We start from the raw sequence: 19,510 nt of genomic DNA on the forward strand, positions 1-19,510 counted from the left end.
CTACCTCCCCAGTGTAATATTGTTATTGGAATTCTGCTTCAACGCCGATTGAATAATTCGCTGTTGTTCTAGGCTGTGTACTTGCTGATAACCGCTTGCCGGGCTGGAACGATCCGGTCTGCCTGCGTAACGAATTTCCGCTCCCTGTGGCACAACTTCCCGCAGACGAGGCTCCATGTAACTCCAGGCCCCCATATTTTTAGGTTCTTCCTGAGCCCATACGAACTCCTTAACATGCGGGAAGCGGCTGAAAACATTCTTAATTTCCTCTTCCGGGAAAGGGTATAACTGCTCCACACGAATAATATGCAGACGCTCTTCTGCCTCATTCTTATCCTTTTCCAATGCTTCTTCGAGATCAATGGCAATCTTGCCACTGCACAGTACAATGCGCTCTACACGATCCGGACGTGCACCCAGACCAGGCTGTTCCAACACAGGACGGAATGCTCCTTCGCTGAATTCAGAAGCAGGCGAAGCGACACGATTATTACGAATCAGGCTCTTCGGCGACATCATCACAAGCGGGCGGGCTTCCTCACTTTCGCTTAATGCAGCCTGACGGCGCAGCAGATGGAAATACTGTGAGGCACTGCTCAAATTAGCGACAGTCCAGTTATTTTGTGCGGACAACTGGAGAAAACGCTCCAGACGTGCGCTCGTATGCTCCGGTCCTTGTCCTTCGCTACCATGTGGTAACAGCATCACCAGACTGGATTTCTGTCTCCATTTGGCACGGCCCGCCGAAATAAATTGGTCGAAAATAACCTGTGCACAGTTGGCAAAATCGCCGAATTGTGCTTCCCAAATCACCAACGTTTCAGGAGAATAGACGTTATAACCGTATTCAAAGCCGAGGACAGATGCCTCAGACAATGGACTGTTATGAATACTGAATGAAGCACGTGCTTCCGGCAATGTATGCAACGGGCAATGTGTCCGGCCTGTTTCAGGCTCATGCAGCACAAGGTTACGGTGAGCAAATGTAGCTCGCTCCGCATCCTGACCTGTCATACGAATAGGCTTGCCGTCTGCGAGAATGGTGGCCAAAGCCAGCGTCTCCGCCAAGCTCCAATCTACCTTTTCCCCCTCGTTCAGAGCGGTTTTTCTACGCTGTAAAATTCGATCCAGCTTCGGATATACATGAAAAGCCTGTGGCCATTTGAGTAAGTTTTCATTGATTTGGCGCAGCTTTTTCAATTCCACTGCAGTACGTACCATAGAATTCTGATTCTTTTTCGCCTTCACAGGAGTCATTTCCGGCTCTTGTTCCGGTTGATTCTTCACATGCTCATGCGCTTCCTTCAGTCTGTTTTGGACCTTTTCAATGAGGCCGGCACTAAACGCTTCATCCACTATACCCTGCTTCATCAGCTTTTGAGCATATAATTTGCTCACCGTCGGATGATTCTTCACCTTACGGTATACCAGCGGTTGTGTTGTTTCCGGGTCATCGGATTCATTGTGACCATAACGACGGTAACCAATCAGATCAATCAAAAAATCCTTCTTGAAACGATTGCGATATTCACCAGCCATACGTGCCGCTGCAATGCAGGCTTCAGGATTATCCGCGTTCACATGCACAATTGGAATTTCATAGCCTTTAGCCAAATCACTGGCATAACGGGTCGAACGTGAATCGACACTCTCTGTCGTAAAACCCAAACGATTATTCACAATAATATGGACCGTGCCGCCATTACGGAAGCCACGCAAATTCGTGAAATTAAGTGATTCTGCCACGATACCTTCACCTGGGAAAGCCGCATCACCATGCATAATAATTGTAGCTGCCTTGCTCACATCCAGCTTCGGATAACCAGCCTCACTGCGGTCTTCCTGTGCAGCTCGTGAAAATCCTTGTACTACCGGATTTACATATTCCAGGTGACTTGGGTTATTCGCCAATGTCAGACGGGCCTGCACCGCTCCCCCATCTTTTACAAAACGATCAGCACCCAGATGATATTTCACATCGCCAGTCCAGCCGTAGTTAATTCCTGTGGAACCTTCCGACGGGATCAAATCCTTATTCGGCGAATGATGAAATTCAGAGAAAATTTTACTGTAAGGCTTGCCCAGCACATGAGCCAGTACATTCAAACGACCGCGATGCGCCATACCCATCAGGACATGACTTGCTCCTGCATTTGTCGTTAGACGAATAATCTCGTCGAGAACAGGGACAAGCACATCATTACCCTCAATGGAAAAACGTTTCTGTCCGACGAATGTTTTATGCAAAAACTCTTCGAACTGTTCTACTTCTACCAATCTGCCTAGCAACGACTTGCGTTCCTGTGTTGTAAGTGGCTTGGAGGACCAGCCAGATTCTGCATAGCTGTTCAGCCAGCGGCGTTCCTCCTCGTTGTGAATATGACTAAATTCATAGGCAATCGGACCTGTGTATGCTACACGTAACCGTTGAATGGCTTCCCATCCGTTAAGTGTTCCCGCAGGAGCGTTATCCCATATTAAAGAGGCTGGAAAAGCCTTCAAGTCTTGTTCAGTTAAACCGTAAGATGCTGGATTAAGCAAGCGTGTATCCTGCTCTGCATCCAGTTCCAGCGGATCGATTTGGGCGGCTAAATGTCCGTACTCACGGATATTCCACACCATTTTCCCCGCTGTAACCGCTTTCTGCAATGTGTTTGAATCAAGGTGCCCCAAAGCACTTGTGGGGGGGCCTTGCAATTTGTTGTCTATCATGGAAGCAGCCGAATATTCGGATTGTGGCGGCTCACCCCATTGATCAAACAGCTCGCGGTAAGCCGGGTCAACCGTTCCGGGGTCCGCTACATACTTTTCATACTGGTCCTGCACATAACCTAGATTAGGTCCGTAATACGCCTGCCAGGGTACCTGTCTGTTGCTCTCTTCCATTGTCATCTCGTTCCCTCCGTCAAATTTTGAAATTCATAGCTGGACGGAAATCATTTTCATTTTTTTATTAAGTCTTCAATTTAAGTTGTTCACAATATGCTCACATTATATGAAATCCTTCATCAAAAGTCGAATTTCACAATTCTTATTCCTCTTCCATTGTATAAAGTTTTCTAGCTATGAGCATTTCCTTTTTCTCAACATATCCATGCGTAAATGAGATGAATCGGGCTATTCTGTAATTCTCCCCCCCCATTATAGACGATTACCGTATTGATTATTTCAAACAACATATCGGACAATTAAAACAAGCCATTCCACAAAAAAACATCTGGCAACTTAAATAACCAGCCGTCGGATCTCAACCGACGGCTGGTTATTTAAGTTTACGTCGCTCCTCATACTACGCCAAACGAGTTTAAAAACAACTTCCCAGTCCACCCCACTATGATTACGTTAACAGCAGAATTTAAAAGACAGAGGGTCCGATACGATCCAAATTCAAACTTAAAGTGACATTAAAGTCACTTTTCTGTACAATATTCCTACTTTTCACTATTATTTTAATTAGGCATCTAAAAACCGCTTTGAAAGCGAAAGGGATGGAACTGTGACTGGATTAAAACAAGTACTCAGAAACAAGAATTATGTCAGGTTTTTCCTGGCAACCTTCGCCTCACAAATGGGAGGAATTATCGGGGTTACTGCATTCATGTTTTATTTGTTGAAACGGTTTACAAATCAGCCATACTATGCAACGCTTGCCGAGTTAATGTATTCGCTCCCGATGCTGGTAGTGTTTCTCGTGGTTGGAGTGCTGGCAGATCGGATGGACAGACAAAAAATTGCTGTTAATTGTGACTGGATCAGCGCTGTTTTATCCTTATGTTTGCTTATTTTTATTTGGGTCGATTCGATTCCTTTGATATTTGCCCTCCTCTTCATTCGTAGTGCTGCCTCCAAATTCTTCTTCCCAGCCGAAAGTGCCATTATACAGGGGATATTAAGCGAAGATGATTACACCATTGCCGCAGGCCTCAATCAAATGATGGGGAGTCTTTTCATGTTATTTGGAGGAACTCTGGGGGCCGTCGTCTACTGGCACTTTGGAATTACTGGAGCCATGCTAATTGATGCTATTTCTTTTATTGTGTCTGCACTGCTTATTCGTTCCTGCAAAATTCCAAAGGAAGTACGCCTTCCGAACGGGGCACATCAATTCAAACAATTAAAATTCAAACTTGTCATGATCGATTTTAAACAAGGGTTTCTTTACATATTACGCAACAGACTATTGCTTTGGTTGGTTTCAGGCTTTTTTATGTTCGGTATTTTAAATGGTGGTTTTAGCGTTTTACCGATGTTTATTCTTAAATATAAGCTAGCTCCAGGCAACTATGAGCAGTATATGGTTTGGACAGGTATTATTTTTGGAGCTGGTGTGTTGCTTGGTACCCTAATCGCTTCTCTCATCTCCGCCAAGCTAAAGCTACACCAAATGATTGCAGCGGGAGTTCTGGTAGCTGGAATAGGTATGTGCATACTTGGATTTGTTAACCACATCTACGCTTTTCTGATTATCAACTTTGTCATTGCACTGATACTTCCGTTCATTAACATTGGCATAGGAGGATGGCTTCCTCGTATTGTAGATCCTCAAATGATGGGACGTGTGCAAGGCTTGATTAATCCGTTAATGATGCTGTCCCAGTCTCTTACATTAGGTTTCATTGCTATAAGCTTTCCTTCATTTATTTCAATTGAGCTCTTGTTTTTATTAGTTGGGGTCTGTACCGTTATTGTAGGAATATACTACACTATTGTGCTTCCCCGTTATGCTGATTACAGCACTTCTTCCAAGACCCTTCAGGAATCTTTATAGGCAAATTAAAAAAGTCAAACAACAGACCATTCCGCCAGCGATTGTTGAGTTGCCACTTCTGCCTCCGAATCCAGTGCAGAGGTGGCTTCATCATATCTCCCCTCAAATACTCCACAAGTACATACGTTGGTTGCATACGACTAGCTCGTCACAACCCAGTAGATGCATAGACCGATAGGGTATGTAATATTCAAAAAAAACGCCCGGCAGACGCATTAGCCGCATCAGCAGGACATTTTGATAAAATCGGAGTAGCGGGATTCGAACCCACGACCTCACCCACCCCAAGGGTGCGCGCTACCTAGCTGCGCTATACCCCGATAACCAAGTGTATGTAGATCGATGCTGTTATTTTACCATTATATTCTGGTCATAAAATCCTGTAAAGGGATTATTTTCTCATCCTTCCGTTGCATTTTTAAGTTGTTTTCATTATGGTAGATACAAAAGTTAAGAGGTCAAATACAGAGATCATAGGAGCTAACCATGCAAAGCAAAAAAGTGATTATACCCGTTGCATTACTTCTTTTAATACAGTTAAGCGTTCCTATGTGCTATACCTTTGCACAGGATAACCTTGTCATAGATCATGAAACGAAAGAGAGATTCAAAGAACAATATGGCTTGGATGAACCGGAATTTCCTCCATCAAAGCAGCAGCAAAACATATTATTGGGAGGTGATTTTGGATTTACTCCCTCTGGTGATGCTGTTGTGGTGGAATTGACCATATTGATTCGGTATCCGCTCATTTTTATCAGTCAACAACTGGTACATTCACTGAAATCATAATTTTTTTCTACAAGTTCCATGATATAGAGCATAAGAATCATTTATTTCGTAGCAAGTTGTCTGCCACTCAGGGTCACTTCATCCTTCTTATTGAAAAGGTTTAATTCAATGGGGCCCCTCCCATGTAGCCACAGCAGTTCATCGAATAAAAATGTCAGTCCATCCTTAGCGCGTAAGCGTTCGATGATCTCCGTGACAACTTGCATAACTTCCCCTTGTATTCCCTCTGCCAGTTGCAATCCTCCGCTCTCTCCATCTAGGTAAAGATGTGTATGATATGATTGCTCCACCTTCTTCACATGGCGCAAACACAGTATGCCATTTTCGAGGTAAAAGAAATATTGATGGTCATACAGAATCCCCTCGCATATCTCATACATATGAGGTAAATCATATGGCCCCTGAACCATGGATACTCGTTCCAATCCCATTACCCATTCTGTCATACATCCTCGCTCCATTCCTTTGTTCATTTATCACAGCTTAGTTCGATGAAATATTAACCTGTATTACAATTTATCCATTTTAAAAACCGCTTAAAATTATTATATAACGTTGTTATATGAATTTTATAAGGAAACTTCTATACGATTTTTAAGCCTCCTCACGCATTAATTGTTTTAGGATTATCAAAATAGTGACTGTTGCTAAATTTAAAGCATTTTGATACTATAAAGGCATCAACTTAGTTTACTTATAATCTTGTTAACTAGATTACTTGATTACAAATATACACTTATGTTTCATACATGTCAACTAGTTTACCTGATTACTTTTTGGAGGAATTGTTGTGATTAGATTTTCTCTTGATAAAATTATGAAGGACCGTGGACTCGAACAGAAAGATATTGTTTCTATTACGGGAATTAATAGGAATACGGTTAAAGCTTTGGCCTCCAACGCAAACGCCCGAATTGACTTTCCAACCTTGAACACACTTTGTAGAACCCTTGGCGTACTCCCTGGTGAACTGATCGAATACTTGCCAGAAGACGACGAAGAGAGCCGTTAACATGCTTACGGCCCTCTGTTTTTTATACAATATTCAAATTTTTTACCGATCTTCCACTCAATTAGATTCGCTCATCGTTAAACCATTCCTATCGGCGATTTCAAATAAACTCTTTCCATGTATGATAAATGTCAAATAAAGCATTAGGGTTACGTTGTCCCTTTAATACTGCAAACATTTTATTCGATAAAATCATGATCACATCCATATCTTTTTGCTTAGTCAAACCAGTGATAACAGGGCGATTAAGGCTAACATACGACTTGGGTTTAAAAACAACTCCCCAATCCAACCCACTGTGATTACTTTTTACAACCTCTCCTAGATAAATGGCAATATCCAGTGTAAAAGCTTGGGATTTTGTGGCGAGTTTATTCTCATATATATAGCTCTTCAACCATTCTTCAGTCTCTGAATGCTCCTCTTCTAATTCCGAAGCACTTTTATTTTGAATCTGTACATTTCTTAGATACCATTCCCAAATGTCTATAAGCGAACGATCACTATAATCCAGATGTATCTGTGAAAATGTGCCAAGTTGCTCTAAACGCGAAGGTATTTGTTGTTTAAACCAATTAAAATGTTCCTTAGCTTCGTTTTTACTCATTTCAGAGTAATCTTTCATGACAAAAGGTGGTTGCATTAATTTATATTTCATTTTAAAAATTCCCCTCTTGCTTTGCTATCTTAACTCGAAGAAAAATTCACGGTAACACCACCTGATACTAAGATCGTTAGAAGATCCGTAAAATATTGCTGTGGTGAAAATCTATAACATCTCTCTTCTTGATCCCATTCTTCCTCGAATCTTTCCAAGAAATAATGTGCGTTTTTCCAATGGATCGTGAACGGTCCTACTGTCCCAAAACCTCCACAGAGACAGTCCGATATACTGTCCAAGCTAAATCCATAGTACCCTCCAGGCCCATTAATTGCTTCACCAAGTGCTATGAAAAATGTTGTAAAATCATATATGTATTCGCCGTCCAAGGTGTAGACTTCTCCTCGTTTATCCAGTCTAGCAAAATGATTAGATGCAGAATGTATTCTAGTCACGTTTAGCCACCCGGACCGTTCTTCTTTAGAAAAGCCTTGCCATATATTATTTTCAAGCGACTGAGCACCCTTAAAAAACTCCCATAATCTTAATAATTCCACAGGGGAGGGCTTCGTTTCAAGTATACCTGTTAACTCCAGATTAAAGTTTCCTTTATTATAGTTTAGTTTATGGATTATGTAATATTCAGGTAGGTAATAACAATAGCTTCCAATCACTGTTTCTTCATCATTTAAAATAGCAATGTAAAAGTTGTGTACAGATTGTTTTGTCTTTGTTATGTTTCCTATGAAATCCTCATTAAAGACAAATTGCTCAAAAATGACCTTTTCATATGTTTCGACAATGATATCACCCGTTAAGCCAACCACATCTCTACAATAGCCAACTGTGAGCCCACTTTCATCGTCAATGACAGCAAATCTCGGCCTCATTTTATATCATACCTCCTCACAATAATTTTAAAGGAATGTAGCATTTTAAGGCATCACTTTTAGCTTCTTGAGTAGAATAATCAATTAATTTGAAGCCGATAAGGATTGAGATCCTCTACACTTTTTATATTTTTTAGATCTTCTGCAGGTATTGCAAAATAAATTTTTTCCTTTTCGGACTTAAATGTTAACGAAGCATCATACTTCTTTTCAACAATCCACTGCTTTATTTCCAACATCTCTTGAAGATAATGAGTGGCTGAAAAGTTACCTTTAATATAAATTGAAGCTTCTGAGGAGAGTTTTTGACTAACCTTAGAATATCTTGGAACCTCGTCATGGTAGGTTAAAGCATCCCGCCCCATATGAGAAACATTTATGATGACTTCTGCATCTGATCCTGTAACTTGCTTTACTTTTTGGGCCACTGCCGTCTTTAGCTCATCCCTCCACACAGAAGAGGCATAGTTATCCATCATTTGCCTATAATAGTCTTCTTCCACCAAAAAAGAAATCCCTGAGTCAGAGATCACATTTGCTATAAATTTATCATTCTTAAAATCATAATCAACTGAATCAATTTTCCAGTTCATAGTGTACGTTTTATGTAGGTAGTCAGTAACGTTACTCCGAAATTGGACTCTTTCTATCGGACTTCCTGTTGTAATGGATACAACTGTATATGCAATTACAATGATGATCACGAATAAAACAGTTTTTTTTACCACTCCAACCAAACCTCTCTAATAAAAGAATCATGTAAAAAGCTCTAAAGATTCCAGCAAAAAGTCACGCTTATATTTGTTTTTATAATCGGCTAGCTTTCTTCTTATCTTTTGTCTACATATGTCCTTTTGCGCCTTAGTAATTTTATCTTGTACGGTACTTATCAGTTGATAGGATTGTCTACTCGCTTCAAAGGTATCATCCAGTAAATCTACCAGCGCCACAACATGAGTAGATACGTCAAAAAATTCTAAAGCATATAACAGTGTTCCTCTATTCCCCTTGGTCTTTGGATTTCTTAACAAGTCGATAAGAGGCAACACCGCTTCACGGTCTCCTAGATCAGCTAACGTAATGGCGATTACATTTCTTAGCAATACACTATCCGTCGTTGCTAAATATCTCAATAATATTGGAGTGAATGTATGGTCCAGCTTTTCACCTATCTCCTCTATAATCTTTACCGCTTCCTTTAAATCTCCACTTTCTATGACTTCTTCTAATCGCATTTTGTTCATAGTTTACCAACCCACCTTATTACAATATATGGCAACTATCCAATCTTAATGCAATTCAATAATTTACATATGATAACAATCCGATGTCTCTTTTGTATATAGCAAACATTGTCGAGACCCTAAATAAATATCCACTCATTGATTTAAAGTAAACAAAATGTTATATTGTCTATAAAATAATCATCATTTAATTGAGGTGTTTGCTAAAATGGATCATTCCGAACTGTTCTGGAATGCTGGAATCGAAGAACTGAAGCGAGGATATATTCGCCATGTAGAGCAGGTAATTTGCCTGCTGGACGGACAGCGATACGAGCAAGGCATCATATATCAGGATCAAGGGGTATTTTATGACGCGGAAAGGTACATGCGACTTCATATTGAGCGGACGTACGGTTCGGTCTTTGACTATTTGATCGGTCTGGACAAAAAGCTGACTGGACTGACGGATCATCAGAATCGGTTGCTTCAGTTATTTTATCAAGGCATGGGCGATGCGGATATTCAAAAGGAAACTGGAATCGGCAGCGCATCCACCATACGTAATCATCGCTTTGGTCTCAAAGAAAAAGAACGACAGGCTAAGGTTTTTCTTACATTAATGGAGCTGTTAAAGGAGAAAGACCGACACGCTCCTGCCATTGTTGAAGTACCAGTACAAGCACGGATGGTGGACGAACGCTACAACATTACGGAAAACGAGCGGCAAAAGGTACTCACGAAGTATTTTCCGAATGGGACAGACGGACGCCTAAAGACCTTTAAAATGCAAGAAAAGCACAAGCTGATTGTGCTGCGTGAAATTGCGGGCCGTTTTGTAAAGGGACAAATGTATCATGAGAAAGATATCAATGCGATTTTACAGGAAGTATATGACGATTATGTCACGGTGCGAAGATATATGATTGAATACAATCTATTGGATCGTAAGCCGGATGGCAGTGAATATTGGTTGAAGGAATCTTGAATCTCAACGTTTATACAATAGGAGGATTCGACAATGAATCGAAGAAAAGAATTGGTGCAGCAGTACATGGAGATGAAGACAGAGGCAGGAATCTATTGCATTCGCAATACACGTAATGGGAAAATTTTTGTCTCTTCCACGCCGAATTTAAAGTCGCTGAATGGACGGCGTTTTGAGCTGAACATGGGTGGATTTAAGAATAAACAACTGCAACAGGAATGGAATGAGTATGGCGAAGATTCGTTTGAATTTGAAGTGCTGGACGTTTTGAAGAAAAAGGACTCAGCGTTCTTTGATGTCAAAGATGCACTGACAAAGCTGGAGCAGACCTGGCTTGATCGACTCCAGCCATACGGAGACAAGGGATATTTGTAAACTTACCGATCCACGGAAAACTCCTTCCGAAGGTAGCCAAAAATAACAGCGTCGACAAACTGACCTTTTTCATAAAAATAGTCTCTCAGGTGGCCTTCTTTAGTAAAGCCACTTTTGAGCAGTAGCCGTCTGGAGCCTTCGTTATCTGGATCAATGAAGGCTTCTATACGGTGAACCTGCGGCAATTGAAAGCCATAATTCACGACCACCTTCATCGCTTCTGTCATCAGACCTTGCCGCCAATATTCCGGTGCCAGCTCATACCCAATTTCAATACGGGAGTGCTCCTTGTGCCAGTTATGGAATCCAATTGTACCCACGATCCGCTCAGGAGCTTCTTTTAACGTAATCCCCCAACGAAAGCCCTCTTGCTTCTCATATCTGGTTAGCATCGAACGAATAAATTTCTCGGCTTGCTCTACCTCTATAAAGCTTTCCAAGTCATAATATTGTGTGACCTCATCCTTGGAAAAATAGCCGAACACATCCTCCGCATCCCCTACTGTAAGCTGTCTTAAACGAAGCCTATCGGTTTCTAAAATCGGAAACGTTTCCATTGACATTATCCATCTCCTCCTTTACATCGAAGAACCTATCTTATCAGCCACCAGCCAATCCCAACCATCACTCCATTTATGAAGAATAATACAATACATGCTCTCCACTTGCTGATTCCACTTGTTTGAAAAAAACCTGTGACTTTACTTCGACACATGAACAACGTAAACAACAAATTCCAAATAATACGCATACCATATTTTACGTAGTATAGAGCAGGGTTTAGCTGTACACCGCCCAACGTTGGAGGGACATCTGGAATAAACAGAATTGCACACGTATAACGCATGGTCTCATATGTAAAATAAAATACTGCCAGCCACCAAGCCCACTTCTTACCAAATAACATACCGACACCGGCAGTCGTCCCTGCCAAACCGAGTAACGCGATAAATCCTTGAAACATGCCCCTACAAATGCCTACTAACGTAGAAGCCTCATTTAATGCATTAAGCGTCAATAGCTGGGTCACCAACAGAAGTGCCCCATTAAAGATCAATAAAATGGCTGAAATGCTTACACCTAAAGGTCGTTCGAAAACCACGTTCGTTACATAATCTTCTACTTCTTTTTTCGTATACAGATCTGACACTTCTTCTACTCTCCTAACCCAAATTATATACTTCCATTTTCGGGCGGGTATAATAACAGTATGTTCTCGCCTCATTCCCATATATCGGCTTTTAGGAAAATATGATTTAATCTTTCCTGAAAATTCCGTTATCCGTAAGCTAATCATTATTATTCAGTGCAGCCATACAGCTAATAATCATCCTCTAATGGTGTCTAATTAGCTTCATGAGAATCTTTATCATTAACAGAATCCCAAATAGAGTAATATCTATCCTTATACTACCATTCCAAGAATGAATCTGACAAATGAATGGACTACTACTCGCGCTTATGAATGTACACGCGTTATTTTCGTGGCCAGGTAACCTTCAGATGACTGGATATACTCTACTTGATAACCCATTCGGGCATCCAAAAGCTCTTCCATAAACGGAAGGCACGGACTGTAAATAAAACTCCCTCCTGGCCGAATGGCTCTAAGCAATTCCAGATATTTGCGAGCGTACTCATGAATATTACCATCTGCCTTCAGATGATGATGTATAAAATGATTGGAGAATGCCATATGTGAAATGATCGTCCCCCATGCACTTTCTCCAAAGGTGGTCTCTAACCAATCTCCTCGAGTGACACAACCTTCTGTTTCAGCCAACCGATCTGTTCCGTAAGCCTCAATTCCACAGGCACGTAAATAAGTAACCAACCGTGCCTCAGATCCGCAACCAACATCTAGAACAGGCTCTTGCAAACGAGCAATGTCCAATCCTAGTAGATTAGCTTGCAACTCCGGCGTATATTCCTCACAAGGTATCCAAAAGGTATACTCACACTCTGCATACTTAGCAAACATTTCACGTCCATTGGTACGAGTTAAAAAATCTCTCAAATGTCCATAATGCTGCTGAAGCAGCAAGTCTAGGATTGCTCTATCTATAGATTTCTTCTGGAACAGCTTTTCAATCCGAGTGAAGAGTCGATCATACAGCTCCGTAAGCTCCCTCGCATGATCTGTGTGAAAATGTAGATACTGATTGGTATTTACAAACTGGGACAGTATTTTAGCCGCTACATCCGTCACAAAAGCGTTATACGTATGCTGGCGCTTCAAGCTTTGAAGCATGAGGATCAGCTCGGAGCTTCTCTGCGTTAGCCAGTACGTCATTTCTGTTGAAGGTCCTAACAGAACAGAACCCTCACGCATATAAAATAAACTCCGATGCTGATTGTACAGGAGTTGACCGTTAATAAGATTATGAAGTTGAGCGACTGTCATTTTCGCTTCCTCCTTAAGATCCAGAACATTAAAGCCCTACCCAAGCCTCAGCAATGCTATCTTTGGGTAGGGCCAGCTTATTTTCTAAGTATACCATGACTATGGAAATAATGTTTTATTGCGAATCTTCCGCCTGTACATAAGAGGATAAAGGAATATTCAGCTCACGTATTCCCTGAGCTACCAGCCGAGCTATTTGCTCCGCACCGTATTCCTGAAAATGTGTATCATCCTTCACTCCATCAGGAAATGCAGGATACACCCCTGGCTCCACATGTAAAAATAACGGGAGTGTTCCTTCGAGGCCAAGTGTATCATAGTACGCTACACTCAAGCGGCTAAGATCGACCAGTGCAACATTTGTCTCCGATGCTGTTTCCTTCATGGCCTGCACATATTCCGGGAAACTAATCCGAAACGAGGCACTTGCCGCATCATAATCCCGGCGGCCAACAGGAGTAATTAGCACAGGTGTTGCACCGCGTTGGATGGCTCCTTGGATGTAGGTTTTTAAGTAAACTTTGTAATCCGCGGGTGAAACATAACGCTCTTGGTTGTTGATCGCGGCATCATTATGTCCAAACTGAATGAGCAGATAATCTCCTGGACGGATATTGCGTAAAATATCATCTAACCGCCCTTGTACCAGAAAGGTTTTCGTGCTTCGTCCACCAATAGAACGGTTCACAAAAATAGGCTCATCTGTGAAGAACGGAGCAATCATTTGCCCCCATCCCGCTTGAGGCTTCATCGCGGATTTATAGGTTTGAACCGTAGAATCTCCCGCAAGATATACCGAAGGGCGTTCTCCAGCCGTTCGAGCATCCTTTGGAGTAATAACCAAAGCGTTAATCTTCGCTTCATTACCTGAGAAATACAATTCGAGCTGACCGTCGATGAGTGCAAGTTCAAATCCAGCCTCGACAAATTGTCCTGCTGTTTTGGTAGTAGGTTCTACCTTGACAATGGACTCGGCTTTAACCGTAATGTCTGTGTTTCCGGCAGTATCTCCGGCAATAAGGGAAAGCGTGTAATCCGCAGGTGGTAAATTGACAACAAATGATGATCCTTGAACACGAACAAAGTCTGAGCGTATAGCATCACTTCCACCACGATCCTCTTCATCCACCTTGGAAAGATCGGTAAATCCATAGCCTCGCTCAGGCGTGTAAACATCCTTGGCAGTGACTTGGGTGTAGCCGTCAGCTACGTTCCCTGGGCCAAAGTCGAATCGAAGAGGCGCCGCAAGCTGTCTTTCGGCCAGTGCCTGCCCGGGGATAAGTATGGTTGCAAACAACAAGCTGAATCCTGCGCATAATCCAATCATCTTACCGAACAACCTGTGACGCTTTCCCTTTTGTTTCAAGCGCAACCCTCGCTTTTCAGGTTATTTGAGTGGTTTGTCATTGTCTCTACGTGTATTGCTCCCCGCCAGCTTTTGACAGCCTTGATCCAGCGCCCAGGATACCACAATGCCAACTGTATACCTGATCAGATCCGCGGTCAGAAACCCTTTCCCAAGCACCAAGCCGCCCAGCGTCGTTGCCCGAATGTGGTTAATCCAGGGAGCCTGGTACATCTGGCTGAACTCAATGGCGAAACAAAACAGCAAGCTGCCCCACAGGGCTACAGACAATTGACGATTCACCCACAACATTCTCAGCCCAAAATAAATCATGCACGCCCACAAAGCATCCCCAAAGTGATTAGCAACGAATTCAGGCAACTGGGAGGAGAAAACCCGGCTTCCCAAACCCAACAAAATCGTGACCAGCACAGCAATTAGGTACGCAGCGCGGGCCTTCCAGCGGAATTTCGCCTTTATTTCCCGATTGGCCTTCCTGATGATGCTCTTACGAACGCTCCTCATGCTAAATCACCTGTCCTAATGCTGGGACATCTTCGCCAAGCTGCTGGAAATTCGTAAAGCATCCTCTCTTGGATAGCGCTTGCAAGATTGCTGAACCTTTTGCTGATGACATATTGTATGCACACTAACTTGTCTGTATTTTTCATAATATAATTAATCATAATGAGCCTCCGTAATATCGTACAAACCATCAGCAACTTCCAAACTGTTCATGTGAGGATACTAAAATTCAATACCACGCACCTTGGCAAAAACCATTTGGTGTGCCATGCTTCCCTCTTCATCATACTCGACGTTTCTTAAAATCCCCTCCAGTGTAAAACCTGCACGTTCCGCTACCTTGGCGCTGCGTGTGTTTCTGGAATCACAACGAATCTCCATCCGATTAGCATTCAAATGCTGTATGGCAAAATTCGTAATACCGTGTACGGCCTCTGTGATAATGCCTTTTCCGGTCCATGATGTTCTGAGCCAATACCCAATTTCAAATCTTCGTGCATCCCAATCAATACGATGCAGACCGCTGCTGGCTACAAATTCTCCCGAAACCGTATCAAATATATACAACATCATATCAGACCGATCCAGAAATTTAAGTCTGGCTTGGCGCGAACGGATTTCAGATTCCTCTGCCGTAGGAAGATTTCTTGCAAACGGAAGCCAAGGCCGCAGTTCATTCGCACTCTCTCGCATCGCCTCATTGACTGCCGCCCCATCCCCCCACTGCGGGGCGCGTATGGTCAATCGTTCCGTCTGGAATTGGTCAGGGAACGATAAGAGAATGGGATTCGGTTGCTGCTCCATACTCATGATGCACCCTCCTCCTTATTCGTTGAATAACTGCGACGATCCAGCCAACCTGTGATTTCACGCAAACTCCCAATCTGATAGTCCGGTACAATGCCCGTTTCCTGCCACGTCATAAAGCCTTCCAGCCAGATGGTATGCAATCCTGCACTTTGTGCACCACGAATATCATTTGTCGGGTGATCGCCTACATAGCAGGCATGGCCAGGATCGACAATGCCCAGCTCATTCAGAGCCAACTCGAAAATTCGAGGATTAGGCTTCTGGATGTTGACGCCGCCCGATACGATAATAGAATCGACATAATCCCTCAGCATAACTCGGTCGATTTTCGCTTGCTGCGTACGGAGTGAGCCGTTGGTAATAATACCAAGCTTCAAGCCACGCGACCGCAGTTCGGACAGCACTTCCTTGGCCCCGTCCATCAACACCGTAAACTTATGAAATTCACCATACCAAAAGCCCAACATCTCTTGTACTGACGTATCGGGATCTTTCAGTTCCAAATCTGCATGCAGCTCGGTATACAGTTCCCTCTTATCCCGATATCCGTCCTGATCCGCCAAACGTATCTGTTCAACGACAGCCGCGCGGATCGCAGGTTCTTCTGCCACAATAAATCGTTCTATAAAGCGCTCTGTATATGCCGCAAACGCCTGTTTGCGATGAATAAGAGTATTATCCAGATCAAAAACAATCGCTTCTATGGACATAAATAGCTCCCTTCCTTCATCCTCTTGCACCGATTAGGTTGAAACAAATTGAATAATTCCTATTAGAAATAAAAGAAAAAAAATAGACAAGAAAATGATGATCATGTACTTCAAGATTCTCTTGGAGGTCGACTTTTGTTCCAGTTTGGTCTCGATCTGGGTCAACCTTTCTTTGATTTCTTCCAAATCCTGCTCCACCTTCACATCATGCTCCCCTTCCTTCGTTTCGACTTATTCATCTTCCTGACACTCACTCACACAAGTTGCTCCAAAAACGCACCTTTTTTACGGCATTAAAATCAATTTGTTCATAAGGCTTCTCTCCAAATTCCAGCTTGAAATACTCCTGCAAACATTCCCCATACACGATAATATCCGTTTGATACACGGAAAATACCGGATTTCCTTCTTCAGATGGCTGCTCTGGGATATATCGATGTCCGTTGATCGGGATTAGCTTGGGCACACGTAAAAACTCACGTTTACATATAGCAACGGCTTCTGCCGAATCTGTCGGTTTTTCGCCCCATTCGGAAGGCCAGAATATACGCTGCTCTACATCAAAAATCATACCTTCCAGCGGCCAATTCAACCTTTGCCGAATTACACCCATACGCTGTGGTGACGTATCTCTCCAAGGGATAAAGCCTTTACCGATGGGAAGAACACTCATTAGAAGCTCCCTCAAATCGGGCGGGAAGTGAATATCATACCTGCCTTCGACGTCGGTAACCTCTTGTATGGATAAGCCTGGAGCTAAGGTCACATCGTGTTTACGTAATAAATCTATGATATAAGCGATATCCATCTCTTATCGACTCCTTAGCAGCTAGGTGCTCGGTATCCATGATCAATTGACCATACTCATCTTCAAACTCAGGATGTATGGCGTAAATTCCCGTCGTCGTGATATCATCACTCTCATAGGCAAAATCACAGCGATAACCCTGAATAGGCAACTGTTTCCTGCCTCCTTCTTCCGGCGTGTAAAATCGATATTTTATTGTAAAATCGTGCGTATGCTGTCTGCTGTTTTCATAGGGGTTCCACATTTCATATCTTCCCCTTAGGTCTTTTCCAAAAATATGTACTTCTTTCTAGTGTAATTCAATAGGAAAAGAAATCCAAGACCTATCCGCAATACATTGCTGAATAAGCTTGGATTATATGAGAGTCCTTTATTATAATATATGACTTTTATACTTGCTGTCCGTTCACCTGAATATCTACGGCTACTTGCTGCCCCATCCAAGCCTGCATGCGATTCCACGAAAAAACCTGCTCCATGTGAAATACACCATATGGAAGTTCTGAACGGTACAGGGCGAGCGCTGCAAAGACGGTTGCCTTAGCGGTTAAATCAGACTGATGGTGCCCCCTTAGCCGGCATTCGACCTTCGTCTCCTTGCCATTGAGAGTTCCTCGAGCATCTACCTTGACCGCTACAGCATCCCCTCCTATATGTACCTTGCCAAAGCTGCGAACCACTGCATCACGCACGGTTTTCTGTCGGAGTAGACCTGACACTCCTATTGTTCGAAGCCCTGCCAGAAGCCGGGTGGTCAAGCGCGAATCGAAGCAAAGGCGTGTGCTGACCGTAGGAACTTTGAGCGTACGAGGAAGTGTCTGCTGATCCGAAAAAGGAAATCGATACGCCCGATGACGACCCACTCCTGCACCAAAGTCTGCCACTATGCCGTCGGTAAAGCTTTTTCGAGTCACCAGGCGTCCCTGTTCTATAACCTCCAAATCGGCATGAATCTGATCTACTGTCCACTCAATGGCAGCCTGACCATGTCGATCTCCCAAGCCCAGCATCAAAGATATATTCAACTCATCCGTCTGATCCATGAGCTGTGTCGCTTGCAGTGCCAACAGATTGGTCAGTCCCGGAGCTAATCCTACACTTAATAGGGCTGTGGCCTGATAAGCTCGGGCCTCCTGATGACACTGCTCCACCTGACTCAAAAAGTCCGCATTAGCGGTAATATCCATGTAATGCACCCCATGTTGAAGACAGGCACGTACCAAGGCCGTATTGTCCTGATCCAGACACATGATCACCAATTTGGCTTGCTCTAATATTGACGGGTCCATCGGCTCATGAATATTAAGCTGCAAGGGCCGTATCTTACCATTCGATTGTCTACTAAATTCAGTGGCACGCTCCAGACTACGACCTGCGGCAATTACCTTGCCGGGAAACATTTCACTTAACTCCGTGCATATAATTTTTCCAACATGGCCATACCCGCCAATGATGATGATGTTATCCTTTGTCATAAGTCGTCTCTCCCTCTTTAACCGCAAACCATGCATTTACTAAAAAAGCGCCATAATACCGGGTGATGTGGGTAAAGCCTGCATCTATCAACAGTTCCTGTATTGCCGCATTGGACACCGGGTTTGACTCACGACCGATGGAAGCAGCGAATCGTTCCCAATCCTCCAGTGAAATGCCCTGACTCAGCATATGACCTTTCCACGCCTGCATTTGGATGGAAAAAGAAGGCTCCTGCGGATTCCCATTAATAGAAGCTAGACAAAAAGGCGCACCCGGCTTGAGTCGAGCGGATATCTGGCGTAGCAATGCCTGTTTACTTTCCAAGCTCTGAAGAAAATGAAGCACCAGCAGGCAGGTAGCAGCGTCATAGATCGGTTCTCTGGATGACTCTTCCAACGTACCTGCAACAAACGATATTGTTGAACTGAGGCCCGCATGTGTCACACGCTTACGTGCCAAATCCAGCATATGCTCGGAGGGATCAACTGCCGTAAAGGACCATGCTTCATGGCGCTCTCCGAGCGTAATCAATTCCTGGCCGCCTCCAGCTCCGACAATTAGCACATTTGGATCTATATTTCGAATATGAGCTTGTGCCTCAAGTTGTGCGGCTATCAAACAGTCTGTCATCTCGTACAAATGAGCATATCCAGGTATTTTTAAAGCAATCGTATCCGCGTACTTATGCACATTCGGATGATTCCAGCTCATCGGTTGATTTGAGTCCGTATTTCCAATAGGGGTATGTCTCATATGTGCTTTCCTCCAAACATTTAGTCTTGA

The 19,510-nt window shown here is 43.1% G+C and carries 22 protein-coding genes and 1 tRNA gene; 5 read left to right on the forward strand and 18 right to left on the reverse strand.

All coding sequences use genetic code 11. From position 1 onward, the window contains the following. On the reverse strand, window positions 1-2,892 hold the full coding sequence (locus G9G54_RS04020; protein ID WP_165176185.1) for a 2-oxoglutarate dehydrogenase E1 component: 2,892 nt from the start codon (window positions 2,890-2,892) through the stop codon (window positions 1-3). Window positions 2,893-3,496: 604 nt separating this feature from the next. Between G9G54_RS04020 and G9G54_RS04025 the strand changes: the two genes are divergently transcribed. Next, entirely contained in the window at window positions 3,497-4,768 is a 1,272-nt protein-coding gene (locus G9G54_RS04025) for an MFS transporter (RefSeq protein WP_165176187.1), read from the forward strand. A gap of 246 nt (window positions 4,769-5,014) precedes the next feature. Here G9G54_RS04025 and G9G54_RS04030 read toward each other — a convergent pair. Next, window positions 5,015-5,088 (reverse strand) — tRNA-Pro (locus tag G9G54_RS04030). Between the two features lie 166 nt (window positions 5,089-5,254). On the opposite strand from G9G54_RS04030, the gene G9G54_RS04035 reads away from it, so the two are divergent. Further along, complete coding sequence (locus G9G54_RS04035; RefSeq protein ID WP_165176189.1) at window positions 5,255-5,560, forward strand: hypothetical protein; 306 nt, start codon at window positions 5,255-5,257, stop codon at window positions 5,558-5,560. A 41-nt stretch (window positions 5,561-5,601) separates the two neighbouring features. On the opposite strand, the gene G9G54_RS04040 is transcribed toward G9G54_RS04035, so the two are convergent. Then, entirely contained in the window at window positions 5,602-6,006 is a 405-nt protein-coding gene (locus G9G54_RS04040; protein ID WP_165176191.1) for a hypothetical protein, read from the reverse strand. A gap of 344 nt (window positions 6,007-6,350) precedes the next feature. On the opposite strand from G9G54_RS04040, the gene G9G54_RS04045 reads away from it, so the two are divergent. After that, window positions 6,351-6,572, forward strand: coding sequence for a helix-turn-helix domain-containing protein (locus G9G54_RS04045; protein ID WP_010349271.1), 222 nt, complete (start codon window positions 6,351-6,353; stop codon window positions 6,570-6,572). Between the two features lie 100 nt (window positions 6,573-6,672). On the opposite strand, the gene G9G54_RS04050 is transcribed toward G9G54_RS04045, so the two are convergent. From G9G54_RS04050 to G9G54_RS04065, 4 genes are all read right to left on the reverse strand, one after another. Continuing rightward, the gene (locus G9G54_RS04050; RefSeq protein ID WP_165175375.1) at window positions 6,673-7,230 is read right to left on the reverse strand and encodes a hypothetical protein; all 558 of its coding nucleotides are present in this window, start codon (window positions 7,228-7,230) and stop codon (window positions 6,673-6,675) included. Between the two features lie 29 nt (window positions 7,231-7,259). Next, complete coding sequence (locus G9G54_RS04055; RefSeq protein WP_165176193.1) at window positions 7,260-8,063, reverse strand: barstar family protein; 804 nt, start codon at window positions 8,061-8,063, stop codon at window positions 7,260-7,262. A gap of 80 nt (window positions 8,064-8,143) precedes the next feature. After that, window positions 8,144-8,767, reverse strand: coding sequence for a hypothetical protein (locus tag G9G54_RS04060; protein WP_238807700.1), 624 nt, complete (start codon window positions 8,765-8,767; stop codon window positions 8,144-8,146). A gap of 51 nt (window positions 8,768-8,818) precedes the next feature. Beyond that, window positions 8,819-9,307: a HEAT repeat domain-containing protein gene (locus G9G54_RS04065; RefSeq protein ID WP_165176197.1), complete on the reverse strand. Its 489-nt coding sequence runs from the start codon at window positions 9,305-9,307 to the stop codon at window positions 8,819-8,821. A 208-nt stretch (window positions 9,308-9,515) separates the two neighbouring features. On the opposite strand from G9G54_RS04065, the gene G9G54_RS04070 reads away from it, so the two are divergent. Together G9G54_RS04070 and G9G54_RS04075 are read left to right on the forward strand one after the other, a co-directional pair. Further along, complete coding sequence (locus tag G9G54_RS04070; protein WP_165176199.1) at window positions 9,516-10,274, forward strand: DUF2087 domain-containing protein; 759 nt, start codon at window positions 9,516-9,518, stop codon at window positions 10,272-10,274. Between the two features lie 33 nt (window positions 10,275-10,307). Next, a complete protein-coding gene (locus G9G54_RS04075) occupies window positions 10,308-10,649 on the forward strand; it encodes a GIY-YIG nuclease family protein (protein ID WP_069291460.1) in 342 nt (113 codons plus the stop codon). Between the two features lie 2 nt (window positions 10,650-10,651). Here the strand turns inward: G9G54_RS04075 and G9G54_RS04080 are convergent, their stop codons facing one another. The 11 genes from G9G54_RS04080 to G9G54_RS04130 form a co-directional block, all read right to left on the reverse strand. Further along, window positions 10,652-11,212: a GNAT family N-acetyltransferase gene (locus tag G9G54_RS04080; protein WP_165176201.1), complete on the reverse strand. Its 561-nt coding sequence runs from the start codon at window positions 11,210-11,212 to the stop codon at window positions 10,652-10,654. Between the two features lie 29 nt (window positions 11,213-11,241). Beyond that, entirely contained in the window at window positions 11,242-11,799 is a 558-nt protein-coding gene (locus G9G54_RS04085) for a hypothetical protein (RefSeq protein ID WP_069291458.1), read from the reverse strand. Window positions 11,800-12,108: 309 nt separating this feature from the next. Then, complete coding sequence (locus tag G9G54_RS04090; RefSeq protein WP_165176203.1) at window positions 12,109-13,053, reverse strand: class I SAM-dependent methyltransferase; 945 nt, start codon at window positions 13,051-13,053, stop codon at window positions 12,109-12,111. A 115-nt stretch (window positions 13,054-13,168) separates the two neighbouring features. Continuing rightward, window positions 13,169-14,380 carry a rhamnogalacturonan acetylesterase gene (locus tag G9G54_RS04095; RefSeq protein ID WP_165176733.1) on the reverse strand — a complete coding sequence of 404 codons (1,212 nt, stop codon included), beginning with the start codon at window positions 14,378-14,380 and terminating at the stop codon, window positions 13,169-13,171. 60 nt (window positions 14,381-14,440) lie between these two features. Further along, complete coding sequence (locus G9G54_RS04100) at window positions 14,441-14,923, reverse strand: ribosomal maturation YjgA family protein (RefSeq protein WP_165176205.1); 483 nt, start codon at window positions 14,921-14,923, stop codon at window positions 14,441-14,443. Between the two features lie 222 nt (window positions 14,924-15,145). Further along, entirely contained in the window at window positions 15,146-15,733 is a 588-nt protein-coding gene (locus G9G54_RS04105; RefSeq protein WP_165176207.1) for a GNAT family N-acetyltransferase, read from the reverse strand. Next, the gene (locus G9G54_RS04110) at window positions 15,730-16,443 is read right to left on the reverse strand and encodes an HAD family hydrolase (protein WP_165176209.1); all 714 of its coding nucleotides are present in this window, start codon (window positions 16,441-16,443) and stop codon (window positions 15,730-15,732) included. The genes G9G54_RS04105 and G9G54_RS04110 overlap by 4 nt, the downstream gene beginning before the upstream one ends. Window positions 16,444-16,693: 250 nt before the next feature. After that, window positions 16,694-17,251, reverse strand: coding sequence for an SMI1/KNR4 family protein (locus G9G54_RS04115; protein ID WP_165176211.1), 558 nt, complete (start codon window positions 17,249-17,251; stop codon window positions 16,694-16,696). Beyond that, window positions 17,217-17,495: a hypothetical protein gene (locus G9G54_RS04120; protein WP_165176213.1), complete on the reverse strand. Its 279-nt coding sequence runs from the start codon at window positions 17,493-17,495 to the stop codon at window positions 17,217-17,219. Before G9G54_RS04120 ends, G9G54_RS04115 begins: the two co-directional genes overlap by 35 nt. A 145-nt stretch (window positions 17,496-17,640) precedes the next feature. After that, entirely contained in the window at window positions 17,641-18,726 is a 1,086-nt protein-coding gene (locus G9G54_RS04125) for a saccharopine dehydrogenase family protein (RefSeq protein ID WP_165176214.1), read from the reverse strand. After that, window positions 18,713-19,480, reverse strand: coding sequence for a class I SAM-dependent methyltransferase (locus G9G54_RS04130; protein ID WP_165176216.1), 768 nt, complete (start codon window positions 19,478-19,480; stop codon window positions 18,713-18,715). Before G9G54_RS04130 ends, G9G54_RS04125 begins: the two co-directional genes overlap by 14 nt. Window positions 19,481-19,510 lie beyond the last annotated feature (30 nt).

The organism is Paenibacillus sp. EKM212P, assembly GCF_011066115.1.
GTDB lineage: Bacteria > Bacillota > Bacilli > Paenibacillales > Paenibacillaceae > Paenibacillus > Paenibacillus polymyxa_B.

Excerpts from the sequence above, each read along its gene's own strand:
- G9G54_RS04020 (WP_165176185.1), bottom strand. The coding sequence starts at position 2,892 with ATGACAATGGAAGAGAGCAACAGACAGGTACCCTGGCAGGCGTATTAC.
- G9G54_RS04035 (WP_165176189.1), top strand. The coding sequence starts at position 5,255 with ATGCAAAGCAAAAAAGTGATTATACCCGTTGCATTACTTCTTTTAATA.
- G9G54_RS04040 (WP_165176191.1), bottom strand. The coding sequence starts at position 6,006 with ATGACAGAATGGGTAATGGGATTGGAACGAGTATCCATGGTTCAGGGG.
- G9G54_RS04050 (WP_165175375.1), bottom strand. The coding sequence starts at position 7,230 with ATGAAATATAAATTAATGCAACCACCTTTTGTCATGAAAGATTACTCT.
- G9G54_RS04055 (WP_165176193.1), bottom strand. The coding sequence starts at position 8,063 with ATGAGGCCGAGATTTGCTGTCATTGACGATGAAAGTGGGCTCACAGTT.
- G9G54_RS04065 (WP_165176197.1), bottom strand. The coding sequence starts at position 9,307 with ATGAACAAAATGCGATTAGAAGAAGTCATAGAAAGTGGAGATTTAAAG.
- G9G54_RS04070 (WP_165176199.1), top strand. The coding sequence starts at position 9,516 with ATGGATCATTCCGAACTGTTCTGGAATGCTGGAATCGAAGAACTGAAG.
- G9G54_RS04075 (WP_069291460.1), top strand. The coding sequence starts at position 10,308 with ATGAATCGAAGAAAAGAATTGGTGCAGCAGTACATGGAGATGAAGACA.
- G9G54_RS04080 (WP_165176201.1), bottom strand. The coding sequence starts at position 11,212 with ATGTCAATGGAAACGTTTCCGATTTTAGAAACCGATAGGCTTCGTTTA.
- G9G54_RS04090 (WP_165176203.1), bottom strand. The coding sequence starts at position 13,053 with ATGACAGTCGCTCAACTTCATAATCTTATTAACGGTCAACTCCTGTAC.
- G9G54_RS04095 (WP_165176733.1), bottom strand. The coding sequence starts at position 14,380 with ATGATTGGATTATGCGCAGGATTCAGCTTGTTGTTTGCAACCATACTT.
- G9G54_RS04100 (WP_165176205.1), bottom strand. The coding sequence starts at position 14,923 with ATGAGGAGCGTTCGTAAGAGCATCATCAGGAAGGCCAATCGGGAAATA.
- G9G54_RS04105 (WP_165176207.1), bottom strand. The coding sequence starts at position 15,733 with ATGAGTATGGAGCAGCAACCGAATCCCATTCTCTTATCGTTCCCTGAC.
- G9G54_RS04110 (WP_165176209.1), bottom strand. The coding sequence starts at position 16,443 with ATGTCCATAGAAGCGATTGTTTTTGATCTGGATAATACTCTTATTCAT.
- G9G54_RS04115 (WP_165176211.1), bottom strand. The coding sequence starts at position 17,251 with ATGGATATCGCTTATATCATAGATTTATTACGTAAACACGATGTGACC.
- G9G54_RS04120 (WP_165176213.1), bottom strand. The coding sequence starts at position 17,495 with ATGTGGAACCCCTATGAAAACAGCAGACAGCATACGCACGATTTTACA.
- G9G54_RS04125 (WP_165176214.1), bottom strand. The coding sequence starts at position 18,726 with ATGACAAAGGATAACATCATCATCATTGGCGGGTATGGCCATGTTGGA.
- G9G54_RS04130 (WP_165176216.1), bottom strand. The coding sequence starts at position 19,480 with ATGAGACATACCCCTATTGGAAATACGGACTCAAATCAACCGATGAGC.